17 protein-coding genes are annotated in these 25,965 nt (G+C 68.4%); 7 read left to right on the top strand and 10 right to left on the bottom strand.

The features are described 5' to 3' along the window. The first annotated feature begins 131 nt into the window (after positions 1–131). The 3 genes from ACWF4Z_RS16710 (at position 132) to ACWF4Z_RS16700 (ending at position 6,901) form a co-directional block, all read left to right on the top strand. Positions 132–2,669 (top strand): ATP-dependent Clp protease ATP-binding subunit, encoded by a 2,538-nt coding sequence (locus ACWF4Z_RS16710; RefSeq protein WP_452243932.1) that lies wholly within the window; start codon positions 132–134, stop codon positions 2,667–2,669. A gap of 1,226 nt (positions 2,670–3,895) precedes the next feature. Then, entirely contained in the window at positions 3,896–5,878 is a 1,983-nt protein-coding gene (locus tag ACWF4Z_RS16705) for a kinetoplast-associated-like protein (RefSeq protein WP_452243931.1), read from the top strand. Between the two features lie 72 nt (positions 5,879–5,950). Beyond that, complete coding sequence (locus ACWF4Z_RS16700; protein ID WP_452243930.1) at positions 5,951–6,901, top strand: DivIVA domain-containing protein; 951 nt, start codon at positions 5,951–5,953, stop codon at positions 6,899–6,901. Positions 6,902–6,948: 47 nt separating this feature from the next. Here the strand turns inward: ACWF4Z_RS16700 and ACWF4Z_RS16695 are convergent, their stop codons facing one another. Continuing rightward, a complete protein-coding gene (locus tag ACWF4Z_RS16695; protein WP_452243929.1) occupies positions 6,949–7,854 on the bottom strand; it encodes an A/G-specific adenine glycosylase in 906 nt (301 codons plus the stop codon). Positions 7,855–7,877: 23 nt separating this feature from the next. On the opposite strand from ACWF4Z_RS16695, the gene ACWF4Z_RS16690 reads away from it, so the two are divergent. Further along, positions 7,878–8,537: a hypothetical protein gene (locus ACWF4Z_RS16690; protein WP_452243928.1), complete on the top strand. Its 660-nt coding sequence runs from the start codon at positions 7,878–7,880 to the stop codon at positions 8,535–8,537. On the opposite strand, the gene ACWF4Z_RS16685 is transcribed toward ACWF4Z_RS16690, so the two are convergent. The 7 genes from ACWF4Z_RS16685 to ACWF4Z_RS16655 form a co-directional block, all read right to left on the bottom strand. Then, on the bottom strand, positions 8,508–10,031 hold the full coding sequence (locus ACWF4Z_RS16685; protein ID WP_452243927.1) for a DHA2 family efflux MFS transporter permease subunit: 1,524 nt from the start codon (positions 10,029–10,031) through the stop codon (positions 8,508–8,510). The genes ACWF4Z_RS16690 and ACWF4Z_RS16685 overlap by 30 nt on opposite strands. Continuing rightward, the gene (locus ACWF4Z_RS16680; protein WP_452243926.1) at positions 10,007–10,579 is read right to left on the bottom strand and encodes a PadR family transcriptional regulator; all 573 of its coding nucleotides are present in this window, start codon (positions 10,577–10,579) and stop codon (positions 10,007–10,009) included. The genes ACWF4Z_RS16685 and ACWF4Z_RS16680 overlap by 25 nt, the downstream gene beginning before the upstream one ends. Before the next feature lie 119 nt (positions 10,580–10,698). Next, the gene (gene disA / locus ACWF4Z_RS16675; RefSeq protein WP_452244147.1) at positions 10,699–11,754 is read right to left on the bottom strand and encodes a DNA integrity scanning diadenylate cyclase DisA; all 1,056 of its coding nucleotides are present in this window, start codon (positions 11,752–11,754) and stop codon (positions 10,699–10,701) included. Between the two features lie 219 nt (positions 11,755–11,973). Beyond that, positions 11,974–12,912 (bottom strand): beta-ketoacyl-ACP synthase III, encoded by a 939-nt coding sequence (locus tag ACWF4Z_RS16670; RefSeq protein ID WP_452243925.1) that lies wholly within the window; start codon positions 12,910–12,912, stop codon positions 11,974–11,976. Between the two features lie 153 nt (positions 12,913–13,065). Beyond that, positions 13,066–14,466, bottom strand: coding sequence for a DNA repair protein RadA (gene radA, locus ACWF4Z_RS16665; protein ID WP_452243924.1), 1,401 nt, complete (start codon positions 14,464–14,466; stop codon positions 13,066–13,068). A 34-nt stretch (positions 14,467–14,500) separates the two neighbouring features. Then, positions 14,501–15,196, bottom strand: a complete 696-nt coding sequence (locus ACWF4Z_RS16660; RefSeq protein ID WP_452243923.1) for a class I SAM-dependent methyltransferase — start codon at positions 15,194–15,196, stop codon at positions 14,501–14,503. A 4-nt stretch (positions 15,197–15,200) separates the two neighbouring features. Next, positions 15,201–16,409 carry an MFS transporter gene (locus tag ACWF4Z_RS16655; protein ID WP_452243922.1) on the bottom strand — a complete coding sequence of 403 codons (1,209 nt, stop codon included), beginning with the start codon at positions 16,407–16,409 and terminating at the stop codon, positions 15,201–15,203. Positions 16,410–16,565: 156 nt separating this feature from the next. Between ACWF4Z_RS16655 and ACWF4Z_RS16650 the strand changes: the two genes are divergently transcribed. After that, complete coding sequence (locus ACWF4Z_RS16650; RefSeq protein ID WP_452243921.1) at positions 16,566–17,993, top strand: beta-N-acetylhexosaminidase; 1,428 nt, start codon at positions 16,566–16,568, stop codon at positions 17,991–17,993. 115 nt (positions 17,994–18,108) lie between these two features. Here ACWF4Z_RS16650 and ACWF4Z_RS16645 read toward each other — a convergent pair whose 3' ends face one another. Beyond that, positions 18,109–19,938 carry a glycosyl hydrolase family 28-related protein gene (locus ACWF4Z_RS16645; RefSeq protein ID WP_452243920.1) on the bottom strand — a complete coding sequence of 610 codons (1,830 nt, stop codon included), beginning with the start codon at positions 19,936–19,938 and terminating at the stop codon, positions 18,109–18,111. A 126-nt stretch (positions 19,939–20,064) separates the two neighbouring features. Here ACWF4Z_RS16645 and ACWF4Z_RS16640 point away from each other — a divergent pair, with 126 nt between their 5' ends. Then, positions 20,065–21,120, top strand: a complete 1,056-nt coding sequence (locus ACWF4Z_RS16640; protein ID WP_452243919.1) for a LacI family DNA-binding transcriptional regulator — start codon at positions 20,065–20,067, stop codon at positions 21,118–21,120. Positions 21,121–21,244: 124 nt separating this feature from the next. Next, the gene (locus ACWF4Z_RS16635; RefSeq protein WP_452243918.1) at positions 21,245–22,690 is read left to right on the top strand and encodes a WS/DGAT/MGAT family O-acyltransferase; all 1,446 of its coding nucleotides are present in this window, start codon (positions 21,245–21,247) and stop codon (positions 22,688–22,690) included. Here the strand turns inward: ACWF4Z_RS16635 and ACWF4Z_RS16630 are convergent. Then, a complete protein-coding gene (locus ACWF4Z_RS16630; RefSeq protein ID WP_452243917.1) occupies positions 22,687–25,902 on the bottom strand; it encodes a BTAD domain-containing putative transcriptional regulator in 3,216 nt (1,071 codons plus the stop codon). The genes ACWF4Z_RS16635 and ACWF4Z_RS16630 overlap by 4 nt on opposite strands. Positions 25,903–25,965: the final 63 nt, after the last annotated feature.

The following is a 25,965-nucleotide window of genomic DNA, read 5'->3' as shown; positions in this document are numbered from 1 at the left end:
GGACCGGCCGCGGAAGCGGTGAAGGCGTGTTCGCCCAGAGCGAGCTTGTCGGTACCGGGGACTAGCATGCATGTACGGGGGTCGGCCACCACGGCACAACCGACTCCTCTGAGGCAAGGAGCGCTTTGGCGATGTTTGAACGATTTACGGACCGCGCCCGTCGGGTAGTCGTCCTGGCTCAAGAAGAGGCCAGGATGCTCAGCCACAACTACATCGGGACCGAGCACATCCTGCTCGGCCTGATCCACGAGGGTGAAGGGGTCGCCGCCAAGGCTCTCGAGAGCCTGGGTATCTCGCTCGAGGCCGTCCGCTCCCAGGTCGAGGAGATCATCGGCCAGGGGCAGCAGGCACCGAGCGGGCACATCCCGTTCACCCCCCGCGCCAAGAAGGTGCTGGAGCTCTCCCTGCGCGAGGCCCTGCAGTTGGGCCACAACTACATCGGCACCGAGCACATCCTGCTCGGCCTCATCCGCGAGGGTGAGGGTGTCGCAGCGCAGGTCCTGGTCAAGCTCGGTGCGGACCTGAACAAGGTCCGGCAGCAGGTCATCCAGCTGCTGAGCGGATACCAGGGCAAGGAGACGACGACCTCGGGAGCACCCGCCGAGGGCGCACCCAGCAGCTCCCTGGTGCTCGACCAGTTCGGACGCAACTACACGCAGTCGGCTCGTGAGGCCAAGCTCGACCCGGTGATCGGGCGCGAGATGGAGATCGAGCGGGTCATGCAGGTGCTGTCCCGCCGTACCAAGAACAACCCTGTCCTGATCGGTGAGCCGGGTGTCGGCAAGACGGCGATCGTGGAGGGTCTGGCCCAGCAGATCGTCCGCGGTGACGTCCCGGAGACGCTGAAGGACAAGCAGATCTACTCCCTCGACCTGGGTGCCCTGGTAGCCGGTTCGCGCTACCGCGGTGACTTCGAGGAGCGCCTGAAGAAGGTGCTCAAGGAGATCCGCACCCGCGGCGACATCGTGCTGTTCATCGACGAGATCCACACCCTCGTCGGGGCCGGCGCGGCCGAGGGCGCGATCGACGCGGCGAGCATCCTGAAGCCGATGCTGGCCCGTGGTGAGCTGCAGACCATCGGTGCCACCACCCTCGACGAGTACCGCAAGTACGTCGAGAAGGACGCCGCGCTGGAGCGCCGGTTCCAGCCGATCCAGGTGGCCGAGCCCTCGATCGCGCACACGATCGAGATCCTCAAGGGCCTGCGCGACCGGTACGAGGCGCACCACCGCGTCACGATCACCGATGCCGCGCTGGTCAACGCCGCCCAGATGGCCGACCGGTACATCTCGGACCGGTTCCTGCCGGACAAGGCGATCGACCTGATCGACGAGGCCGGGGCCCGGCTACGGATCCGCCGGATGACGGCTCCGCCGGACCTGCGCGAGTTCGACGAGAAGATCGCGACCGTTCGCCGGGAGAAGGAATCGGCCATCGACGCGCAGGACTTCGAGCGCGCCGCGGGTCTTCGCGACGACGAGAAGAAGTTGATCAACGCGAAGGCCGAGCGGGAGAAGCAGTGGAAGGCCGGCGACATGGACGTCGTCGCCGAGGTCGACGAGGAGCTGATCGCGGAGGTGCTGAGCACCGCGACCGGGATCCCCGTCTTCAAGCTGACCGAGGAGGAGTCCTCGCGACTGCTCGACATGGAGAAGGTCCTGGCCAAGTCCTACATCGGCCAGACCGACGCGGTGAAGGCGCTGTCGCGCTCGATCCGGCGGACGCGCGCAGGTCTGAAGGACCCGCGCCGCCCGAGCGGCTCGTTCATCTTCGCCGGCCCGTCCGGTGTCGGTAAGACCGAGCTGTCGAAGGTGCTGACCGAGTTCCTGTTCGGCGACCAGAATGCGCTGATCAGCCTCGACATGTCGGAGTACTCCGAGAAGCACACGGCGTCCCGGCTGTTCGGTTCGCCTCCTGGCTACGTCGGGTACGAAGAGGGCGGGCAGCTGACCGAGAAGGTCCGCCGCAAGCCGTTCTCCGTGGTGCTGTTCGACGAGGTCGAGAAGGCCCACCCGGACATCTTCAACTCGCTGCTGCAGATCCTGGACGAGGGTCGTCTGACCGACGCCCAGGGCCGCGTGGTCGACTTCAAGAACACCGTCATCATCATGACCACGAACCTGGGCACCAAGGACATCGCGAAGGCGGTCAGCCTCGGCTTCTCGCAGGTCGGTGACACCGGCGGTTCGTACGAGAAGATGAAGGCGAAGGTGACGGACGAGCTGAAGCAGCACTTCCGTCCCGAGTTCCTGAACCGGGTCGACGAGATCGTGGTCTTCCACCAGCACACCAAGGAAGACATCGTGAAGATCGTCGACCTGATGCTGGCTCAGGTCGAGGAGCGGCTGAAGGACAAGGACATGGGCATCGAGCTCACCCCGGCGGCGAAGGCTTTGGTCGCCGAGCGTGGCTTCGACCCGGTCCTGGGTGCTCGCCCGCTGCGCCGCGCACTGCAGCGCGACGTGGAGGACATCCTGGCCGAGAAGATCCTGTTCGGGGAGCTGCGTCCTGGCCAGATCGTCCTGGTCGACGCCGCACCCGAAGGCACGGTGAACAGCGACGGCCTGGCCGAGTACTTCACCTTCACCGGTACGCCGAAGTCGACGACTCCTGACCTGGAGCTCACCGACCTCGCGGCCGGCGGCGCCTCGGGCCTGCAGGACTCGTAAACCACGACACCCACCAGAGGACCCCGCGCTCCGCGCGGGGTCCTCTGCCGTCCGCCGCAGGTTCTCCCGTCCGCCGGCGCTCTCCAACTCCGCCGCGTCGCACACCAGGGGTTATCCAGGCCGATTGTGGGTTCTCAGTTGGTGTTAGAGGGGAGAACCCACACCACGAGGGGATAACCGGCTCTTGTGACGGATGTGTGGGTTGATGCGGACAGCGCTTCGCGGCGCCTGGTCCGTTTGCCGCCTTCGGCGGGGGCCGCGGATGGCTGTTGTGTGCTCAGGTGGTGTGCGCGAGCCGGGTGGTGACAGCGGGTGCCGGCGATGTGGTCATCGCGGTCCCCGGACCCCTTGGGAGTTGTGAGCCGGGTTCAGGTGATCGAGTCGTGGATCCGGGTCAGGAATCGGCGGCGAGTTTCGCCGATATCCACGACTCGATATCCCGGCCCGAACCACTCGCCACGACTCGATGCGCCCACCACAGCCGCCGCCGTCTTTCCGGAACTTCCTGGTCGCTATCCGCAGATTTACTTCCGGAAAGACCCAGCCCGCCCTCACCACGGTCCGCCCCCGTGATCACACCCACCCCGCACGGACCTAGTGCGTCAGCCTCACCACGGTCCACTCCCGTGACCACACCCCGCCCGTGCGACTACTCGGGTGAGCGGCTCCGGGACAGCTGCGACCAGCACCATCACGCAGCCCGGAGACCGCGCCACCACAGTTGCCTCGCGCACACCCACACGAGCCGGCGAATCCACCACCCGCGCCCCCGCCGCAGGCGGCAACAGAACAGCTGCCCCGCAGGCGGCAAACGGACCAGCCGCCGCGCAGCGGCGACCAATCAACCCACACAGCTCAACCCACACATCCGACACAAGAGCCGGATAATCCGCCGTGGTGCGGTCGGGTGAGCGTGGTTGGAGATGCTGTTTCCTGTGCTGGGGGCGGCGTGGGCAAGTAGGCTTCGGACAAGTCGGGGGACGAGCATCGGTTCAGGCCGCCAACTGGGTGCCGCATCCGCTTCGGATGAGTACTCGTACGGCGATGTGCGTACAGGGAGACACGCTTGAGTTACACCCTGCCACCCCGTTGGTCGTACAGTCCTGCGCAGCGTGTGGAAGAGAAGCGAGTTACTTCCCACCCACGTATCGCGTTGTAACCCTGTGACCACGCTGATGGGACCCGGACTGTCCGAAAGGGGGCGAGGGATGGAATCATCTCGTCGCATGGACGCTCCGCGTCTGCCCCTGACCCAGGAACCGGTCGCCGACACCGGTTCCTTCGGCGTGCGGCAAGCGGGCGGCGTGCTCGAGCGGGCGCAGCGGATCGCCGACACCCTGCGCGAGCAGGCCGAGTACGAGAACGACCTCGCCCGCGAGGAAGCCGACCGGGTCCGGGTCGAGAGCGAACGTTTGAAAGCCGAGGCCGATGCGGCCGCGCAGAAGCAGCGCACGGACGCCATGTCCGCGGCCCAACGGTTGCTGAACGACGCCGAGCGCGCCGCCGAGCAGCTCCGCACCGAGTCCGTGGCCGCGGCCGAGCGAGTCCGGGCCGAAGCCGAGGAAGCCGCTGAACAACTGCGTGCCGAGTCCACCGCCGAGGCCGAGCGGGTGCGGCGTGATGCCGCGAACGTGGCGTACAAGTTGGAGGCCGATTCGACCGCGGAGGCGGAGCGGGTCAAGGCCGAGGCCATCGCGATCGCGGAGCGACTCACGGCGGATTCCGAGGCGGAGGCCGAGCGGCTTCGCGTCACGGTGGCTGACGAGGTGTTCAAGCGCCGTACCGACTCCGAGGCGGCGGCCGAGAAGTTGCGGAGCGAGACCCAGGCGGCGGCGGACCGGTTGCGGGTCGAGTCGCAGGCCGCCGCGGATCGCCGCATCGCCAGCGCCGAGGCCGAGGCGAACCGGCTGAAGGACGAGGCCGACGAGCTGCTCGAGGAGGCCCGGCTGTCCCGCGAAGCCGCGCAGCAGACCGTCGACCGCGCCGGCCGCGAGGCCCAGCAGTTGGTCGCGGATGCCGGCGAGCAGGCCGCCCTGGTCTCACAGGCCGCGGTGCGCAACGAGTCCGAGCTGATAGCGCGGGCCGAGACCGAGGCCGGTGAGCTGCGCGCAGCTGTCGAGCGCGAGGTCGAGGCCGCCCGGGAGAAGGCCCGGATCGAGATCGCCGAGGCACACGCCGAGATCGAGCGGCTGCGCGGCGAGAATCGCGCCGAGCTCGAACGCCGGACCGCCGAGCTGGAGGAGACCGAGCGGGCCAAGCTGGCCGCGATCTCGCTCGAGATCGACAAGCTGCGGGCCGCCGCGGTCGAAGAGATCGCCGAGCGCAAGGCCGAGGCCGAGGCCGGCAACGAGCGGCTGATGGCCGACGCGCGGGCCCAGGCAAAGCTGGTCGTCGACTCGATCGAGGCAGATCGCCGGACGGCGTCCGGTGAGGCCCAGCGGATCGTCGAGGACGCCAACAAGGCGGCCGAGGCGGCGATGGCCGAGGCCGAGAAGCAGACGCTGTGGAGCCGCAAGACCGTCGACGACCTGATCGCGGCGGCCGAGTCCGAGGCGCAGTCGATCCGGGACAAGGCAGCGGCCGACGCCGAGGAGCTGCTCCGGCAGAAGCGGGCGCACCTGCGCCGCGTGGTCGGTCGCTCGACCAGCCGGTTGAAGCAGACCCAGGATGCGATCGCCGCGGAGAACGCCCAGTTGACGACGCTGGCCGAGACGACCCTCGCCTCGGCCAACCAGCAGGCCGAGGCGACGCTGGCCGCCGCCAGGCAGGAGGCCGAGAAGGTCACCGCCCAGGCGCAGACCCGGGCCGACCGGTTGAAGGGCTCGGCCGCGAGCGATGCCCAAGAGATCATCGAGCGGGCCAACCGGCGCGAGGCCGAGGCCCAGTCCAGCACCCAGGTGCTGCGCGAGCGGGCGGCCAACGATCTCGCCGACGCACAGCGCCAGTCGCACGAACTGATCCGCAAGTCCCGCGCCGAGGCTCAGCAGCTCGAGGCGCAGGCCCGTGAGCACGCCGACGACCTGCGTGCCCAGGCCCGAAAACTTCTCGCCGACGCCGAGGCGAGGGTCGCAGCGTTGAACCAGCGCCGTGATGAGATCACCAAGGAGCTCACCCAGCTTTCGGGTGTGATCGAGGCACTCGCTGTACCGGGCTTCCGCCCAGGTGGTGGAATGTCATCCAGCGAGGGTTCCACGGGGGAAACAGGATGAGGACGTGACAGTCAGATCCTCGTCAGTGACAATGTGTGATCCACCCACCCACCGAAGTGAGCATCAGAAGACATGAGCAGTGAAAGCCCAACCCCGTTCCGCACCGTTCTGCGTGGCTACGAGCCTGCCCAGGTGGACCAGCACATCCGTGAGCTGACCACCTCGCTGACCGCGCTGCAGCAGCAGTCCGAGCAGCTGCAGCGGCACGTTCAGGAGCTGCAGACCCGCACGGACGCCGCGGAGTCGGCCGTCATCTCCGCCCAGGAGGAGAACAAGGACCGGACGCCCACGTTCACCGAGTTCGGTGAGCGGGTGGCGAAGATCCTGTCGCTGGCCGACGACGAGGCCCGTGACCTGGTCACCCGGGCGCGCACCGACGCGGAGGCGATCGTCGCCGACGCCGAGGCGCACGCGAAGAAGGTCCGCAAGGAGGCCGAGCAGTACTCCCTGGACTGGAAGAGCGAGGTCGACGCCGAAGCCGCCCGCATCCTCGAGGAAGCGCGTACCCAGGCCGACGACATGCGTGACGAGGCCGAGCGCGACGCCACTGCGCGCCGCAGCGAGGCCCAGGCCCTGTACGAGCAGGAGCGGGCCAAGTCCGCCCAGGCCGCGGCCGCCTTCGAGACCACCCTGGCCGAGCGCCGGGGCAAGGTCGAGCAGGAGTTCGCCGCCCGGACCGCGCTGGCCGAGCAGCAGCTGGCCGCCGTCACCGACCGCGCCGCGCAGGTGCAGCGCGAGGCCGACCGGGCTCGTTCCGAGGCCGAGCGCCTGGCCCAGCAGCAGCTGGCCGACGCGAACCGTCAGGCTCAGGAGATCGTCGCCGCCGCCAAGGACAAGGCGGAGCGGATCCGGGCCGAGTCCGAGCGCGAGCTCGCCGCCGCGACCCAGCGTCGCGACAGCATCAACGCGCAGCTGACCAACGTCCGCCAGATGCTGGCGACGCTGTCCGGCAGCCCGGCGATGCCGCTGGACCTGCTGGCCGACGACGACGAGCAGGCGACCACGGGCAGCAAGAAGAACTGAAACACCTGAGGCCGGCCCGGGTTCCTGGGCCGGCCTGATCAGGTAGGTCAGTTCGGCAGGCGGTAGCGGCCGCGAGTGAGCGGCTCGACCAATCCGTCGGCCACGAGGCCGTCCAGTGCGCGCTCGCGCTGGACCGCATCCGCCCAGCAGGCGTCCAAGGCCTGTTTCGGCACGGCTCCCTCAGTCGACCGCAGAATCGCGAGCAGGCGACCACGGACCTGCCGGTCGGTCCCTTCGTAGGTCTGACCCTTGCGCGGTGGCCCGTCGTACGGCGGACTCCCGGCCAGGACCCACGCACACTGGCCACTGATCGGGCAGTCGCCGCATCTCGGCGTACGCGCGGTGCACACCAGCGCACCGAGTTCCATCGAGGCAACCGCCCATCGGGCCGCTGTCGACTCGTCTGGCGGCAGTGCGGTCACGGCCAGCCGTTGGTCGGCCGCAGTAGGGGAGATGGTTGGTTGTGCGACGCCAGTGAGGGCTCTTGCGAGCACTCGGCGCACGTTGGTGTCCACGACCGCGTGACGTTGACCGAATGCGAACGACGCGATCGCAGCGGCCGTGTACGTGCCAACACCGGGCAGTGCGAGCAGTGCGGCGTGGTCGTCCGGGACGTCACCACCATGGCGCTCCACAATCGCCTGAGCCGCCGCGTGCAGGCGCAGTGCGCGCCGTGGGTACCCAAGGCGGTCCCAAGCCCGCACAGCGGCACCTGGCGCCTCCACGGCCAGGTCCACCGGCTTAGGCCACCTCTCCAGCCAGGACCGGTACGCCGGGAGCACTCGATTGACCGGTGTCTGCTGGAGCATGAACTCACTCACCATCACCGCCCACGGGCTTGCATTGGGTTCCCGCCAGGGCAGTTCGCGCGCGTTGGCGTCGTACCAGTCCAGGACAGGTCCGTGCAGAGCGGTAGCTGTCGGTGAGAGCGGCGAGCCTGACTGGTCGAGCACAAAGCCGATATTAAGGTGCGAGCATGAGCAGCCTGCTCCGTCCGGTCGGGCACCTGCCCGCCAGCGTGTACTGGTTCCGTCGTGGACTGGTGCTCGCGGTCGTGGTGCTGCTGTTCTTCCTGGTGTCCCGGCTGGTCCCCGGCGGTGGTGACGCCGACAACACCGCCGCCTCGGGCCCGCAGCCGAATCCGAGCGGTGCCCCGGTCGGTCCGACCGCGACTCCCTCGGCCACCCCGAAGACGACCGAGAAGAAGTCCGACAAGACCACTGAGCCGACGAAAACCAGTCCACCTGCGGACAAGAAGTGTGCCGGTTCCGACGTGACGATCGCGGTGCTGCCGGGCAGCCGGAAGGTCGTCTCCGGCTCGATCCTGAACTTCGTGGTCCAACTGAATGCCGTGTCGGACGAGTGCAAGGCGACCGTCGACTCCACCCAGCTCGTGCTGACGGTCCAGTCCGGCAAGGACCTCATCTGGACCACAACCCATTGTGGCAAAGCGATTCTGGCCGCGACGTTGGTTGTTGCCAAGGGCAAGCAGGCCGCCACCACGATCGGCTGGAGCGGACAACGGTCCGGCCCCGGCTGCCTGCCTGGGCAGCCGGTGGCCAAACCGGGTACCTACACGGTGAAGGCCGAGTTCGACGGCCGAGCCTCAGCCGCGCAAGCCTTCCAGATCGTTTGATGCCGGCGCCGCCGGCGCCTTCTCCAGGAACCTCGGGGTCGTGAAGAGCAGCGCGGCCACCAGCCCGATCAGCAGCACCGCCGCCGGCAGAATCATCGACTGTGCCATCGAGTCGCTGAAGCCCTGCCGCAGCGCCTCCGGCAGCTGTCCACCGCCGGTGCCTTCGCCTGCCGGCGCGCCACCGGCCATCGCCGGCAGGTTGTGCGCCAGCCGCGACTCCATCAGTACGGCGATGCCCGCGCTGCCCAGTACGGCGCCGACCTGCCGGGTCGTGTTGTAGACGCCGGCACCCGCGCCGGCCTGGTGCATCGGCAGGTTCCGGGTGGCCGTCGTACCGAGCGGTGCCCACATGAACCCGTTCGCGACACCCAGCAAGGCGATCGGCAGCAGCAGCTCCCAGATCGGCACGTCCGGCTCGATGACCTGGCTCAGCCAGAACAGCGCGACCGAGCAGCACAGCAGACCGAAGCCCGCGATGAACCGCGGTGGCGTCCGGTCGACGAGCCGTCCGACGAACGGCGCCAGCGCACCGGAGATCACGGCCATCGGCACCAGCAGCAGCGCCGCCCGTGTCGGGGTCAGACCGCGGACACTCTGCGCGTACAGCATCAGCGGGAACGCCATCGCGGTGATCGCGAAGCCGACGGTGGTGATCGCGACGTTGGCGAGCGAGAAGTTGCGATCCTTGAACAGCGCGAGCGGCAGCAACGGCTCACCGCGGTTGCGGGACTGCCAGAACACGAAGAGCGCCAGGACGACGAGGCCGGTGATGATCAGCGACCACACCGAGATCGGGCCGGTGATCTCGCCCCAGTTGTACTTCTGGCCCTCCTGGATGCCGAACACCAAGCAGAACAGGCCGATCGAGCTCAACGCGACGCCGAGCAGGTCGAACTTGTGCGGCTTGGTCGGCAGGTCCGGGACCAGCCGCATCGCGAGGATGAACCCGATCACGCCGACCGGTGCGTTGACGAAGAAGATCCACTGCCAGCCGAGTCCGTCGACCAGCACACCGCCGAGGATCGGGCCGACCAGCGTGGCCACACCGGCGGTCGCACCCCACAGGCTCATCGCCCGGCCGCGCTGGTTCGGCGGGAAGATCCGGGTGATCACGGCCATCGTCTGCGGCGTCATCATCGAGGCGCCGAGACCCTGGAACACCCGGGCCACGATCAGCATCTCGATCGAGTTGGTCAGCCCGCACCAGACCGAGGCGAGCGTGAACAGCGCCAGCCCGGTCAGGTAGAGCTTCTTGGGTCCGATCCGGTCACCGAGCCGGCCCGTGATCAGCAGCGGCACGGCGTACGCGAGCAGGTAGGCGCTGGTCACCCAGACCACCGTGCCGACGTCGGCGCCGAAGTCGTCCAGGATCGCCGGCGTCGCGACCGACACGATCGTCGAGTCCACCAGGATCATGAAGAATCCCAGGACCAGGGCCCACAACGCGGCCCATGGTCGGCCCTCGGGCCTCACTTGTTCTTGCGGGGATGCCATGGCAGGTCCTTGCTCTCTATCCGGTCGATGGTGGTGGTGAGCCAGTCGCGTTCCGCGATCAGCTGGCAGCGCAGGTAATCGATGGTCATCCAGTACGCCTCGGGGACCTCGCGAGCTCGGACGGCGGCGAGGGTCTCGTCGATGTCGTCGATCCACAGACCGATGTCGGCGACGCGGCGGTTCAGCCGCAGCAGCGCGTCGTCGAGCTCCAGGTTGTGCAGCTCGGACAGGACGACCGGGAACAGCGGGTACTCGTAGACGTACGTCTCGACCCCGGTCTCGACGCGGCGACGTAGCGCCTCGGCGCCCGCGGGGGTGATCTCGTAGGTGGTGCGCTCGGGGCGGTTGCCGGCCCGTTCGGTGCCGGTCGCACGGACGTATTCCTGACCGGCCAGCCGCTCCACCGTGTGGTACAGCGAACCCGGCCGGGTCTTCACGATCCGGTCCTCTTTGCGCTGGGTCAGCAGTTGGTACATCTCGTAGGCGTGCATCGGGCGTTCGTGCAGCAGTGCGAGCACCGAGATCGCCAGCGGCGTGAGCTCAGCCATCATCCCCCTTCCGGAATGTTCCGCGATGAATGTTCCGTATGGAGTATTACGCCGATCGGGGACCGAACGCAAGTGCCCCCGGCTCGGGATCGAGCCGGGGGCACCTACCGGAAGGTCGGTTACACGTAGCGTTCGAGGATGCTGGACTCGGCCAGGCGGGACAGGCCCTCGCGGACGGTGCGGGCGCGGTTCTCGCCGACGCCCTCGACCGTCTGCAGGTCGTCGATGCTTGCCGCGAGCAACTTCTGGAGGTGGCCGAAGTGCTCGATCAGGCGGTCGATCACCGCGCCGGGGAGCCTCGGCACCTTGGCCAGCAGGCGGTAGCCGCGCGGCGTGACCGCGGCATCGAGCTGCTCGGCGCCGCCGAGTTGCAGGGCCCGCGCGACCTGGCCGATGTCGAGCAGGTCGGTGGGGCTGACAGCGTCCAGCTCGATCAGTACGTCGTCGGCCGTCTTGGCCCGGCGTCCCGTGGCCGGCGGGAGATAGTCGCGAACGACGAGCTCGCGCTCGCCGGCGACACCGGCAACGAGCTCGTTGAGCTGCAGGGTCAGGAGCCGGCCGTCGGTGCCGAGCTCGACGACGTAGCCGTCGATCTCGGTGGCGATCCGGCGGACCATCTCGAGCCGCTGCGCGACCGCGGCGACGTCGCGAACCGTGACCAGGTCCTCGATCTCCAGCGCGGACAGCGTGCCGGACACCTCGTCGAGCCGCAGCTTGTACCGCTCGAGCGTCGCGAGGGCCTGGTTGGCGCGGGACAGGATCGCGCCGGAGTCTTCTAGCACGTAGCGCTGGTCGTCGACGTACAGCGCGATGATGTGCATCGACTGCGAGACCGAGATGACCGGGAAGCCGGTCTGCCGGGCGACCCGGTCGGCGGTGCGGTGCCGGGTGCCGGTCTCGTCGGTGTGGATCGACGGGTCGGGCATCAGGTGCACGGCGGCCCGGATCAGCCGGGTCGCGTCGCGGTCGAGGACGATCGCGCCGTCCATCTTGCTGAGCTCACGCAACCCGGTCGCGGTGAACTCGACGCCGATCTCGAAGCCGCCGGTCGAGATCGAGTCGACGGTCTTGTCGTGGCCAAGGACCAGCAGGGCGCCGGTGCGCCCGCGCAGGATCCGTTCCAGGCCTTCGCGCAGTTCGGTCCCGGGTGCCACCGCCGCGAGGGTCGCGCGCATCCGGGCGCCGGTGCTGTTCTTGTCGGAGTTCGGAGCCACGGAACGGGAGTCTATGCGGTCGCGCGCATCCGGTGCGGCGCAAGTCCCCCGCCCGGCACCGGTGGTGGGGTGCGACCGGGGCCGCACTTGCACGTTCGCGTGCAACCGCCCGTGCATACGGACCGTGCAGTTTCGGATCCCCGCGTGAAACCGGTCCGGTGAGGTACGACGCCTGTCGTGTCAGGGGCAGCGAATGACCTGACCGGCGTAGGAGAGACCGCCGCCGAATCCGAACAACAGCACCGGCGCGCCGGAGGGAATCTCACGCCTCTCGACGAGTTTCGACAGCGCGATCGGGATACTCGCGGCCGAGGTGTTGCCCGATTCCACGACGTCCTTCGCGACCACCGCGTTGACCGCGCCGAGTCGCTTGGCCAGCGGCTCGATGATGCGCAGGTTCGCCTGGTGCAGGACGACGCCGCCGAGCTCCTCGGGCTTCAGGCCGGACTTCTCGCAGACCTGCTGGGCGATCTCCGGCAGCTGGGTGGTGGCCCAGCGGAAGACGCTCAGTCCGGCCTGGGCGAAGGTGCCGTCGCGTCCCTCGATCCGGACCGCGTCCGACATCTCCGGCACCGAACCCCAGACCACAGGCCCGATCTCGGGCTCGTCGCTGGCGACGACGACAGCCGCGCCGGCGCCGTCACCGATCAGCACGCAGGTGGTGCGGTCGGTCCAGTCCGTCCAGTCGCTCAGCTTCTCGACACCGATCACCAGCGCCTTGGAGGCGGCGCCCGCGCGGATCGCCTGGTCGGCGGTGGCCAGCGCGTACGCGAAGCCGGAGCAGGCCGTGTTCAGGTCGATCGCCGCCGGGCTGCCGAGCCCGAGGCGCTGCGCGACCCGGGCGGCGATGTTGGGCGAGCGGTCGGTCGCCGTACAGGTCGCGACGATGATGTAGTCGATCTCGGCCTTGTCCAGGCCGGCGTTCGCGACGGCCTTGTCGGCGGCCCGCCAGGCCATCTCGTCGACCTGCTCGTCGGGCGCGGCGATCCGGCGTTCGCGGATGCCGACGCGGCTCTGGATCCACTCGTCGTTGGTCTCGACCATCGTGGCGAGCTCGTCGTTGGTGAGCACCCGCTCGGGCTGGTAGTGGCCGAGCGCGACAACTCTGGATCCGGTCATCTGGTGCTCCTGCTGTCATCCGGACACGCCGGCGGGGGGCCCAGGTTCTGCGCTGAACCCGGCTGGGGGGCGTGCCCAGCGTACGGTCCCGGCGGCACCCATGGGCATGCCTCGTACCGTCGCCGACCGCGCGATGTGGTCGGGAACACATGACTACTTGAGGCCGGAGGCCATCAGCGCCGAGGGCAGGTCGGCCGCTGCGAACACGCGCAGCCCGTACTTGGCCTGCATGTCCATCGGCTTCAGGTCCGGGCCGCGGTTCGGTACGTCGGCCGGCACGATCGCCTTGGTGAACCCGAGCCGCGCGGCCTCGGCCAGCCGCTTCTCCAGACCACCGACCCGGCGGACCTCTCCGGCCAGCCCGACCTCGCCGATCGCGATCAGGCCGGGATGGGTCGGTTTGTCCATCACCGAGGATGCGACCGCGATGGCGACCGCCAGGTCGGCGACCGGCTCGGTGATCTTCACACCGCCCACGGTGGCGACGTACACCTCCTGGTCGGTCAGCTTGAGCCCGACCCGGTTGCCCAGTACGGCGAGGACCATCGACACCCGCGACGACTCCAGTCCCGAGGTCGTCCGGCGCGGCTGTGGTGCCGCCGATGGACCGACGAGCGCCTGGACCTCGGCCAGCAAGGGGCGGCGGCCTTCCATCATCACGGTCACGCAGGTCCCGGCGACGGGCTCGGCGTGCTCGGAGACGAACAGCCCGGTCGGGTCGGTCACCTCAACGATCCCGGTATCGACCATGTCGAAGCAGCCGACCTCGTCCGACGGTCCGAACCGGTTCTTCGTCGCGCGAACCATTCGGAATCCCGAGTGCCGATCGCCGTCGAACGCGAGCACGACGTCGACCAGGTGCTCGAGCATCCGCGGGCCGGCGATCGCGCCGTCCTTGGTGACGTGACCCACCAGCACGACCGCGATGTGCCGTTCCTTCGCGAGCCGCACCAGCGCACCGGTCACCTCGCGAATCTGCGTCACGCCGCCGGGCGCGCCGTCGACCTCGGGGTGCGCCATCGTCTGCACCGAGTCGATCACCAGGAACGACGGATCCACCGCATCGACCTGCCCGACAACAGCACCCAGGTCGGTCTCGGCAGCGAGGTAGAGCTCGTCGACCAATGCGTCCGTCCGGCCGGCCCGCAGCCGCACCTGGGCGGCGGACTCCTCGCCCGACACGTACAACGTCCGCTGCCCACGCCGAGCCGACTGCGCCGCGACCTCGAGCAACAGGGTCGACTTCCCGACTCCAGGCTCGCCGGCCAGCAAAATCACAGCCCCCGGTACGACGCCACCCCCGAGCACGCGGTCGAGCTCGCTGATCCCCGTCGGCCGCGACTCCGCCTCGACCGCGGACACCTTCCCGATCGGCATGGCCGGCGACGACACCGGTCCGGCCGTGATCCGCGCCGCCTTGGGAGCCCCGACCTCGGCAATCGTCCCCCATGCCTGACACTCACCACACCGGCCGATCCACCGAGCCGTCGTCCACCCACACTCGGAACAGGCGTAGGCCACTTTTGCCTTGGGTTGCGTCGCCGCTTTCGCCATACCGACAACCTAAAGGACCGAGCCGACAAACTGATCAGAAGGTCTTGCTCCACAGGTTGATGGCGTAGTCGACCTCGACCCCGGGGTGCGACGCGATGATGCGATCGGCGTCCGCGGGGGTGAATTCGATCCGTACGACGGACTCGAAGTCGGCCCGGGTCTCGAACCGCCAGCCCATGTCCAACGGCGTCCGGGTCCAGCCGCGATCGGTGAAGAACTTCTCCACGACCGGCGGCTTGATCATCGGGTACGCCGCACTGAACCACCCGCCGAACGTGGACCGGCTCCCGTCGTTGTCGATGATGAACGCCGTACCGCCCCGTCGCATCACCCGGTCCAGTTCGGCCAACCCTGGCTCGCATCCCGGTCCGAAGAAGTACGCCCAGCGTGCATGCATCACGTCGACCGACACATCCGGCACCGGCAGCTTCTGCGCCGTACCCTGCCGCACCTCGACGTTGGTCAACGCCCGAGTCCGCCGCCGAGCCGCGTCAGCCAGCACCCCGTGCGGCTCCACGCCGATGACTCGCGAGGCGGTCGCCGCGAACGTCGGCAAGTGGAATCCGGTCCCGCACCCGATGTCGAGCACCGAAAGCCCGGCCCAGTCGCGAATCGACCGCATGGCCGGCTCGATCACCCCATCCGGATCCACCGCCCGGTTCTCGACCTCGTAGACCGCCGGGTGATGCCAGATGTTCGGACTGGGGATCCCACCCTCCGCAATGCTCACATCGCTAAACCCTAACCACAGACTGCTTGGTGGTGGCGGCCAGTAGGGCCACGGGAATGAGGAGCAGACCGCAGAGTACGGCGAGCCAGTGGAAGCCGAGGTTGGCCAGGATCGGTCCGGCCGCTGTGCCGGAGAGGGACGCGAGCACACCCATGGTCAGGTCGGACAGTCCTTGCGCTGAGGTGCGAATGTCGGCGGGGACGGACCGCGAGAGCAGTGTGGACCCCGCGACCAGGCAAGCGGACCAGCCGAGACCCAGCAGGGCCAGGGCGACTGCAGTCAGGCCATGCGCGTCGTCGGGCGCCAATGCAGCCACTGTCATCGCCATGGCGAGGATGGCGAGCCCGATACCAATGGTTGGGATGCGGCCGAGCCTGTCCGCGAGCCAACCGGTCAGCGGGGACAGTGCGTACATCCCAGCGACATGTCCGCTAATGACGAAGCCGACGATCGTCAGCGAGGCGCCGTGGTGCCGCAGATGCACAGACGTCATCGACATCACCCCGACCATCACCGCGTGCGCAGTCGCGATGGCGATGAGCCCCAACCGCGCGTCCGGGATGCTCATCACCAGCCGGAACGTCGTTGCGAGCGGCTGCCTCTGCACCTTCTCCGTCGGAGCCAGTTGCCGCAGACTGCGCATCCCGAACCACACCGTGGCCGCACTGAGCGCAAAGGCGGCTATGGAGAACAGGTAGGGCCCGGCCAGCGCGAGCAACCCAAAGGACTCGCCGAGCGCGCCGCCGACCCCGGTGAGGTTCGGCCCGACCACTACACCGATCGTCGTGGCCCAGACCACCAACGCCAGCGCCCGTGCGATCCGAGTCGGCTCGGCGGCGTCGGTAGCGGCGTACCGAGACTGCAGATTGGACGCTGAGCCGCTGCCGAACAGCAGACCGGCCATCAGTAGCAGCGTGAACGACCCCACCTGCGCACCGAGGATCGTCAGGATCGCTCCGCCGAGAGCGACCAGATAGCCGGTGGCCAACGACACCCGTCGCCCGCGCGACCGTGCGAGCCCAGCCAGCGGTACGGCGAGAATCGCAGCACCCAGCGTGGTCGACGTAGCGACCAGTCCGGCCAGCGAAGTCGAGCCGGAGACCTTCTCCGCGAGCAGTCCGGCCACGGCGAATCCACTCGCGGTCGCGACCCCACCGAGCGCGTTGCTGGCGACCAGCACGCGCAAAGTCGTCCGCTGCCGCTCGCTGGTCACGCCCTACCTTCTCATCAACCTGACGCCTCAGCAGCTCGACCTCGGGTGATCAGCAGCGCTCTGAGTCACCGACTTGCACGCAATTGCGAACATGGACGAGCAGCGAAGCCGCTTATAGGATCGACCTGACGTAATTCGACCCAGCTTGGAGTCCGGATGCCAGACATCGCGATCGTCCCTGCCCCGCGAGAACTCACCGTCGACGAAGGCCAGTGGATCACCGCGGATCCCCTCGGCGAGGCCATCCGTGATGTGGTCGAGAACCTCGACGAGCACGAGTACCGCATCGACGTCAGCGTGGACGGCGCGCGGCTGACGGCCGGCTCGGAGGACGCGCTCCGGCACGCCGAGACGACGTACGCGCAACTGGTCGAGGCCGCCGACCGCACCGACGAGTTCGGCAAGGTCGCGGTTCCGTTGGCACGGATCGCGGACGCGCCGCGGTTCGCCTGGCGCGGGATGATGCTGGACGTCGCCCGGCACTTCATGCCGAAGGACTTCGTGCTCAAGATCATCGACGTCCTCGCCCTGCACCGCCTGAACACGCTGCACCTGCATCTGACCGACGACCAGGGCTGGCGGGTCGAGATCGAGGCCTACCCGCGGCTCACGTCGGTCGGCGGGTGGCGCGACGAGACCATGATCGGCAAGATGTCGCGCGGCCAGCAGGACTTCCAGTACGACGGCACCCCGCACGGCGGCTTCTACACCAAGGCCGACCTGCGCGAGATCATCCAGTACGCCGCCGACCGCGGCATCACCGTGGTCCCCGAGATCGACCTGCCGGGCCACATGCAGGCCGCGATCGCGGCGTACCCGGAGCTTGGCAACAACCCGGACACCCAGCTGACGGTCCGGCCGTACTGGGGCATCAGCGACGACGTGCTGAACGTCAACGACGCGACCGTCGAGTTCGTCAAGACCGTCCTGCGGGAGGTGCTCGACATCTTCCCGAGCCCGTACATCCACCTGGGTGGCGACGAGTGCCCGTCGGTGCAGTGGGCCGAGTCGGAGAAGGCGCAGAAACGTCAGGCCGAGCTGGGACTGAGTGAGCCGGGTCAGCTGCAGGGCTGGTTCACCGAGCAGGTCGCGGAGGTGCTGGCCGAGGACGGTCGTCGCCTGGTCGGCTGGGACGAGATGGTCGAGACGGACTGCCCGAAGGACGCGGTCATCATGGCTTGGCGCAGCGCCGAGCGCGGTGAGGTCGCTGTGAAGGCCGGCCACGAGACGGTGATGGCGCCGTGCGAGTCGGTGTACTTCGACTACTACCAAGGCGATCCGGCCACCGAGCCGCTCGCGATCGGCGGCAACATCCCACTGCAGAAGGTCTACGACTTCGAGGTGATCCCGCCCTCGCTCAGTGCGGAGGAGGCGGCCCTCATCGTCGGCACGCAGTGCCAGATCTGGACCGAGTACATGGAAGGCCCGGAGCAGGTCGGCTACATGCTGCTTCCGCGCCTGTCCGCGTTCGCCGAACGGGCGTGGGGCTCGCCGCGGACGTCGTACGACGAGTTCCTCGGCCGGCTGCGTCCGCACCTGGCGCGGATCGAGCGCATCGGCGTGAACTACCGCCCGCTCGACTGACAAGCAGGGGCGAGTGGTTCGGGCTGGGCTTTCGAGTCGTGGATGTTGGCGAAATCTGCCGCCGATTCCTGACCCAGATCCACGACTCGATACCCGAACCACCCCAGAGATGTGGTCAGTTGATGGTTGTGGTGAAGGTGGTCGGGGACTGGTTCTCGAACGCGACCTGACCCGGGCGCAGGTTGCGGACCGTCGTCCGGGTGAACGTGCCGGTGCCCGTGACTCCGCCGACGATCAGCGTGCCCTGGTTGGCCGGGCCGTCGATCGTGGTGTCGGTCATGGATCCCTTGATGAAGGTCTTGTCGATCATCACACCGGACCGCAGCGAGCCACGGACGAGGTTGTTGCTCATGGTGAAGTTCGTGTAGGCGTTCGGGAATCTGGACGTCGGACTGGGCGAACCGATGTGCACGCCGGTGCGGACGCCGTTCCATCCGCCGCCACCGATCAGGGTGTTTCCGGTGATGGTGGCCGACTCGAGTGGGTTCCCGGAGTCGCCGAAGACGCTGACGTCCATAGCGTTGTTCGACGACACGCTGTTGACGAGGTTGTTGCGGACCTCGACGTCCCGGCCGCCGGCGATCCGGATGCCGTTCGCCCAGTACGGCGCGACCGCGGTGTTGTTCAGGATCTTGGTGCCGACCATCTGGCCGTTCGTCCCACTCGCACCGGCATCCGAGTACGTCGCGAACGCGTCGTCACCGGTCCCACGCGCGAAGCTGTTCTGGATGGTCAGGTTGTGGCCGAGCTTGTCCGGGTTCGGGGTGTTGCCGTTGTTGGCGTTGAAGCCGTCGCCGTAGGTGTCACCAGTCCGGCTGTTCTGTACGACGCCATTCGTGCCGGACAGCCAGTTGGCGTCGGTGTGCCGAGTCCACACCCGGTCGAGCAGCCAGCCGCCCGCACCGCCGGCGTTGAAGCCGTAGTCGTCACCGCCACCGCCGCCGATACCCCGGTAGATCGCATTGGCCACGACCTGCAGGTCCGCGACTGTAGTACCGGAGCCGACCGTGATCTGCGATCGCCAGCTGGTCGGCGGCGGTGACAACGGCACGCGCCGGTAGAGGATCGAGTGCCACATGCCGGCGCCCTGGACCTTCACGCCGGTGAAGTTCAGCGAGGCGGTCGGCGACACGCTGTTGGTCAGATACTTGCCCGGCGGAATCCAGACCGTCTTGCCCTGCGTGCGGGCGGCGTCGGCGGTGTTCTGGATCGCGGTCGTCGAGTCGTTCACGGTGGTCGGGTCAGCGCCGTACGAGACCACCGACAGGGAGTTGGCCGGCTGGGCCTTGGCGGGCGCGACGTTCTCCAGGTCGACGGAGTCGATCGCGTACGACGGCGCCGTACTGTTCGTGTCCTTGCGCAGCGAGATGGTGCTGCCCGGAGCTATGGGTGCACCAGTCACCCACACCGGGAACTCGTTGTACATGAAGATCGCCTGGCCGCCACCGTGCGGATCGTCGGGGTTCGTCGTGGAGTTGCGGTAGTTCCAGGACTGCGTCGAGCTGAGCGTGATGGCCTGGCGGAGAACGCCGTTCACGTAGAGGTTGATCGGCGCGGTGATCCCGCCGCCGTTGGGTGCGTCCGGCAACGAGGCGCGAACGACGAGGGTGTTGGCGGTGATCGTGGTCGTGTTCTTGATCGCGACCGAATCGCCGGTGGTCTTGAGCTCGGCGAAGGCGTAACCGGAGGCCTCGAGCTCGAGGGTCGCGCTGGTCGGGACCGTCATGCCTGGCGTGAACCGGCGGATCGTGGCGGTGCCGCCGAGGGTGCCGGACTCGGCCTCGAGGGTGGCGAACGGGAGGGTGGCACCGACGGCCTGGACCGCCTCGGTGCGCTGAGTTTCGGCGTGGGCTTGGTTGCTTAAGGCAACGGATGGAACGGTGACGAGGAGGGCGCAGCTGAGCAGCTGGGAGAGTGTGCGCCGAGTGCTGTGGGCGTTGTGCACTGGATGGTCACCCCTTGGGGGTCGGGTGGCGGGCCGTCGGGGGAGGGCGCCCGCCGGGTTCTTGTTTGATATATCAATCGCATTTAGTATGTCAATGGTGACGGTGCGCGAGATGGGGGTGAGAGTGTGCCGCTGTACGAGCAGATCAAGCAGGCGCTGACCGCGGAGATCGAGGCGGGCGGGTTCGACCCGGCGGTCCCCTTCGTGACGCAGCGGGAAGTGTGTGAGCGGTTCGGGGTCAGCACGATCACCGCGGTCCGGGCGCTCAACGATCTCGTCGCCGCGGGGGTGCTGGTGCGCCGCCGCGGTCAGGGCACGTTCGTCGCCGAGCGCGAGCATCAGATCGGTGGAGCGGTTGCCTGCATCGTGAACGGTCTGCACGGCCTGCGTGGCAGTCACCTGGCGAACATCCTGATCACCGCCGAGGCGATCTGCGCCGAGCAGGGCTATCAGCTGGTCCTGTCGAACTCTGCCGAGTCCGCCGAGCGCGAGGAGGTCGCGCTGCATCGCGCCCTCGACCAGGGTGTCCGCGGCATCATGCTGTACCCGGTCCAGGGCCAGCTCCATCAGGAAGCTCTGACCGAGGTACGGCGGCGCCGGGTGCCGCTCGTGATGATCGACCGGTACCGGCCCGACGTACCGACCGATGCAGTGGTCGCCGACAACAACGAGCTGGCCTACCGGCTCACTGCCCACCTGATCGAGCGCGGTCATGAGCGGATCGCCACCCTCTGGGGCGAGACCGAGTGCACGAGTGTGGTCGAGCGGCAGGCGGGTCACGTCCGGGCGCTGTCGGACTACGAGCTGCCGATCAGACCCGATCTCACCGTCCTTCGGCCGTACGAGCCGCTGGCCGACAAGCCGCGGCTGGAAATGTTGTCGGGCCTGCTGCGTTCTGCCGAGCCGCCGAGCGTGCTGCTGGGTGCGAACGGATACGTGCTCGCCCAGGCCGCCGACGACCTCGTGACGCTCGGCACCGAGGTCGAGCTGGCCTGCATGGATGACTCGGGTCCGTCACGCCTCGCCGGCGTCGAAGCTGTCCTCCCGTCGGAGGAGATGGCGCGCCGGGCAATGGAGCTCCTGCTGCGCCGAATCACCAGCCCCAGGCCGTACGCCGCTCCGCCCCGCCACGTCATCATTCCGGTCGCCATCCGCGAATCCGCGGGAGTCGGTGTCCGATAGTTGTCACTTCAGCTGCTGAGGCGATAACCAAACTCGGTGAATGCTGTTGTGCAGGGGTAGACGGGCCGGGTCGCACTGACGAACGATAGGGCGTCGGGATTCGAGTCCGGGAAGCGGAGGCCGAATGACCGCAGTTGGGCCGCTGGATGCGATGTTCTTGGGTGGGGAAGCCCGGGAACAGCCCATGCACGTCGGCGGATTGATGCTGTTCGAATTGCCCGAAGGGGCCGGACGCGACAACGTTTTTCCGGAGAGTTCCCGCGATTACCTGTCCCGGCTCTACCACGAGATGATCGAGGCGCCGGCGGTGAATCCCGTCTTCGCCCGGCGCGTGCGGAACCGGGCGCTCGATCTCGGCTATTGGTCCTGGGAACAGGACAACGAGATCGACCTGGAGTATCACGTCCGGTTGTCGGCGTTGGCGCGTCCCGGACGGTTCCGTGAGCTCTTCGAGCTGACCAGCCGCCTGCACGGAACGCTGCTGGATAGGCACAGACCGTTGTGGGAGATGCACCTGATCGAAGGCGTCGAAGGACGCCGGTTCGCCATCTACACCAAGGTGCACCACTCGATGCTCGACGGCGTCACCGCACTGCGCTGGATGGCCGATACCCTCACCACCGATCCGACCCGATCCGGGATGCCGGCAACCTATGCGCTGCCTGCTCCCGAGCGTGCCGAGCCGGTCGTCGGGAATGGCGGAGTACCCACGGCCGCGGAACTGCTGGCGGCGATCGGTCGCGTGCCCGTGCACGCGATCGGCGGCGCGACGCATGCAGTCGGTGGGGTCGGCCGGGTGCTGGCCGATCTGGCCGGACTGACGCCGGTGGCCGTGAAGAACCTGTTGCACCAGCCCGGGGCTTTTCAGGCGCCCAAGACTGTCTTCAATCAAGGGATCAGCGGAGCCCGGCGATTTGCGGCGCAGTCCTGGCCGCTGGAGCGGCTGGAGAAGGTCCGCGCCATCACGGGCGCGACGCTGAACGACGTCATGCTCGCGATGTGTTCGGGCGCCTTACGCAACTACCTGCTCGAGCTGGACGCCCTTCCGGACAAGGCGCTGACGGCCATGGTCCCGGTCTCGCTGCGGGGTGAGACCGATGCGCCCGGTGGTGGCAACGCGCTCAGCACACTGATCGCGGACCTCGCCACCGACGAGGCGGACCCGGAGGACCGGATCCGCCGCATCATGGCCTCGACCACCTACGCCAAGGGCGTGTTGTCCGAGCTCAGTCCCTTGCAGCAACTGCTGATCGGCGCCCTGGGCTTCGGCGTGGCCGGTCCCGCCGCGATCCTGCCGGGAGTGGCCGGCCGTACGACGCCGCCGTACAACCTCGTCATCTCGAACGTGCCGGGGCCGTCCGAGAGTCCGCTGTACTGGAACCGGTCCCGTCTGCTCGGCATGTATCCCGCGAGCATCGTGCTCAACGGTCAGGCGCTGAACATCAGCGTCACCAGCTACGACCACCACCTGCACTTCGGCCTGATCGGCTGTCGCCGGACCGTCCCGCACCTGCAGCGCCTACTCACCCACCTCGAGACCTCCCTGGCCGACCTCGAGAACATCCACTAGCGGTTCATTGCGGCCTGTTCGCCCAGAAGACGGAATCCGCAGGCAGCGGCGATCGCTGCGGCCTGCTCGGCGGCAGCGATCGCGGCCGCCGGTTCGCCGATCGCACGTCGAGCCCCGGAGAGCGTGATCAGTGCCTCGGCCTCGAGGTAGGGGTAGGTCTCCCGCGCAATCCCCAGGCAGGTCTCGACCCACTCGACGGCGGCGGGCGCGTCGCCGAGCGCGAGGTGTGCCGACGCAACCGTCGAGGCTGTCTGAGCCTTGGCTTTCGGGTCGCGGACAGCGATCGCGAGCTCGTGGGCGCGCAGGGCCGCTTGCAGTGCGGCCGGGCCATCCCCGCGCTGGGCGTACAACCTGGCCAACTCGTCCAGCGTGGAAAGCTCGCCGCGAAGGTAGGAACGGCAATGGTAGGCATCCAGTACGTCGTTCAGCAGGCCGGCGGCCTGGTCAGTTGCACCCAACTGACGGACGGCGCTCGCCAGATTCCCCCGGATCGTGAGCGTCGTCAGCTCGGGCCCGGTATCGCTGATCTGCAGAGCGGAGCCGAACAGGTCGGCTGCCTCTTGGAGTTCACCCTGATACAGCCGGGTCATCCCGAGACTGTTGAGCACGATGGCGCGAAGGTGGTCATGCCGGTCGTCCTCGGTCAGCTCGAGCGCGCGCCGGATCCACCGGTCGGCATCGGCGAGTTCGCCCCGCAACAGTTGCAGCCATCCGATCACGTGGGCCAGGTAGGCAGCGGCTGTGCGTTGGCCGATGGCTACCGCGAGAGCGTGGCCGGTCAGACCGTCGGACAGGGCTTCGTCGTCCCGTCCGATGGCTCCGACGGCCTGGCTGCGGTTGATCAGCATCGCGACCCGGGCGGCATCGTCCCCGGCCGCTTCGGCAGCCGCCAGTCCGGCCTGTGCCGCCGGTAGCCAGCCGTCGGCATCCCTGCGGAGCAGGAAGTATCCCCGGAGCTGGTCGACGATCCGCCAGCAGAGCGACCGGTCGTCGGAGCCGGCCGCGATCTTCACGACCGCCAGGAGAGCGGGGACTTCCTCGTCGAGCCAATCGAGCGCGTCTGCCCGTGACCCGAAGAAGGTGCCCGGCGCGGGATGGGTGCCGAGCCGCACGAGTTGTGGGTGCACGAGATCCATCGCGGCCGTGACCGCCTCGACGTACCAGGCGTACAACCGGGTTCGCGCGGCGGTGCCCTCGGCATCCTCGGCGAGCAGCCGGCGCGCGTAGAGGCCGAGCAGATCGTGGAACCGAAAGCGGTTCTTCGTGTGCTGGAGCAGCATGTTCGCCTCGAGCAGGACTTCCAGGATCCGATCGGCCGCGGTCGTCGGGATCCCGAGCAGGACTCCCGCGCTCTCGGCACTGAAGTCGTCGCCGGGGTGCAGGCTGCACAGCCGGAACGCGCGCCGGGCGTCGGAGCTCAGGTCTGCGTAGCTCAGGTCGAAGCTGCTGAGCACACTGGACTCGCCCAGGCTGAGCTCGGTCAGTCTCTTGTTGCCGTCCTCCAGCCGGTGGGCCAGATCGGCAACAGTCCACTGCCGCCGGGTAGCGAGCCGTGCGGCGGCGATGCGCAGTGCGAGGGGTAGTCGGGCGCAGGCTTCCGCGAGGGCGCTCACACCCGCCCGGTCGCCATCGAGCCGTCGGGTTCCGGCAGTGGCTGTGATCAGTTGGACCGCGTCCTCGTGCGGGAGAGGCTCGAGGTTCACGACACAGGCGGTCGGCAGGTCCGGCAGCCGTCGTCGACAGGTAACGAGTACGTCGCTGCGCCCGGCACCTGGCAGCAGCGGTCGGATCTGGGTCGCATCCTGTGCGTTGTCGAGCACGATCAGCATCCGGCGATCGGCGAGTTCGCTGCGCAGTAGCGCGGCCGCTTCGGCTGCCTCGGTTCCGATCCGCCGTCCGGGTACGCCGAGCGCGCGAAGAAAACGGCCGAGGATCTGGAGCGGTTCAGGGGTACTCGCGTCGGCGCCGCGCAGGTCGGCGTACAGCTGACCGTCCGGATACTGCGCGCGGAGACGATGCGCGGTAGCCAGGGCCAAGGCGGTCTTGCCGACCCCGGCGATACCGTTGATCAGGACCGTCCGGGAGGAGAGTGCACCGGGCTGGGCGAGCGCCGTACAGATCGTCGCGAGCTCGTCCGCGCGCCCGATGAAATCCGGCGGCGCGGATGGCGTCTGCTGAACGACCGCTCGTCCTGGTCGCGCCGAAGCGGTCTGCCGGAGCACATCGAGGTGCGCAATGCGGAGCCCTTCGCCCGGGTCGATGCCGAGCTGGTTGGCGAGTGCCGACCGGACCCGGTCGTACGTTGCGAGGGCCTCGGCCTGTCGGTCCGCGGCTGCCAGGGTCTGGATCAGCTCGACGTGCAACGGCTCGTCGAGCTCGTGCCGCCCAGTCAGGTCTCGCAACGCGCTCAATGCCTGCTCCGGCTGACCGATGTCGCGTGCCACTGTGGCGAAGGTCCGGACGGCGGCGGCGTACTCGTTCGAGATCGCGACGTAGAGCGGACTGGTGTCGATCTGCTCTACATCGGTTGTCCCGCGCCACAGCTCGACGGCCTGGGACAGTGTGGCCGACGCAGCCTCGGGATCGTCCTGCATCGCTCGGATCGTGAGAGCGCGGAACGTCAGCAGATCAAGGCTGTCGGCGTCGACAGCCAGCCGGTAGCCGGACGGACTGCCGATGATCACCTCAGTGGCCGGACTGCCCGTCGCGAGTACGCGCCGCAACCTGGCGACGCGTGTCTGCAAGAGGTTTGCCGCGTTGTGGGGAACGTCGTCCGGCCACAGGAGATCGATCAGTTCGCCCTGACCGACCGTCGTACCGGCGCCGAACGCCAGCCTGGCCAGCAAAAGGCGTTGTGGACCGGCGCCGATGGGAACGAAGACCTCTCCGTGCCAGACCTCGATCGGGCCGAGGACACGGATGCGCAGCGGCCCAGCTGCGGCCGCGGGCGAGGTGATGGGCGCTTGACCGGCCTTCGCCGCAGCCCGGAGTCTCTCGGTGTCCTCGTTGCTCAGGGCAAGGGCGGCGGCGATGGCCTCGATGGATTCCGGCTTCGGGCGACGGCTCCGGCCCTGTTCCAGATCACGGATCGCCCCGGTACTGACGCCGGCCAGCTCTGCGAGCTCGCGCTGAGTGCGGCCGCCGTCCTGCCGGAGGCGCCGCAGCAACCCACCGATATCGACCTCAGCCCTCTGCTGCGGCCTACCGGTCACACGCAGCACCCTACCCGCTACCGCGGGTCCGACGTTCCGAGCGGCCGGTCAGAACGCCGACCG

The sequence above is a fragment of the Kribbella sp. NPDC055071 genome, assembly GCF_053608045.1.
This window is presented reverse-complemented; position numbering and strand designations above follow the sequence as displayed.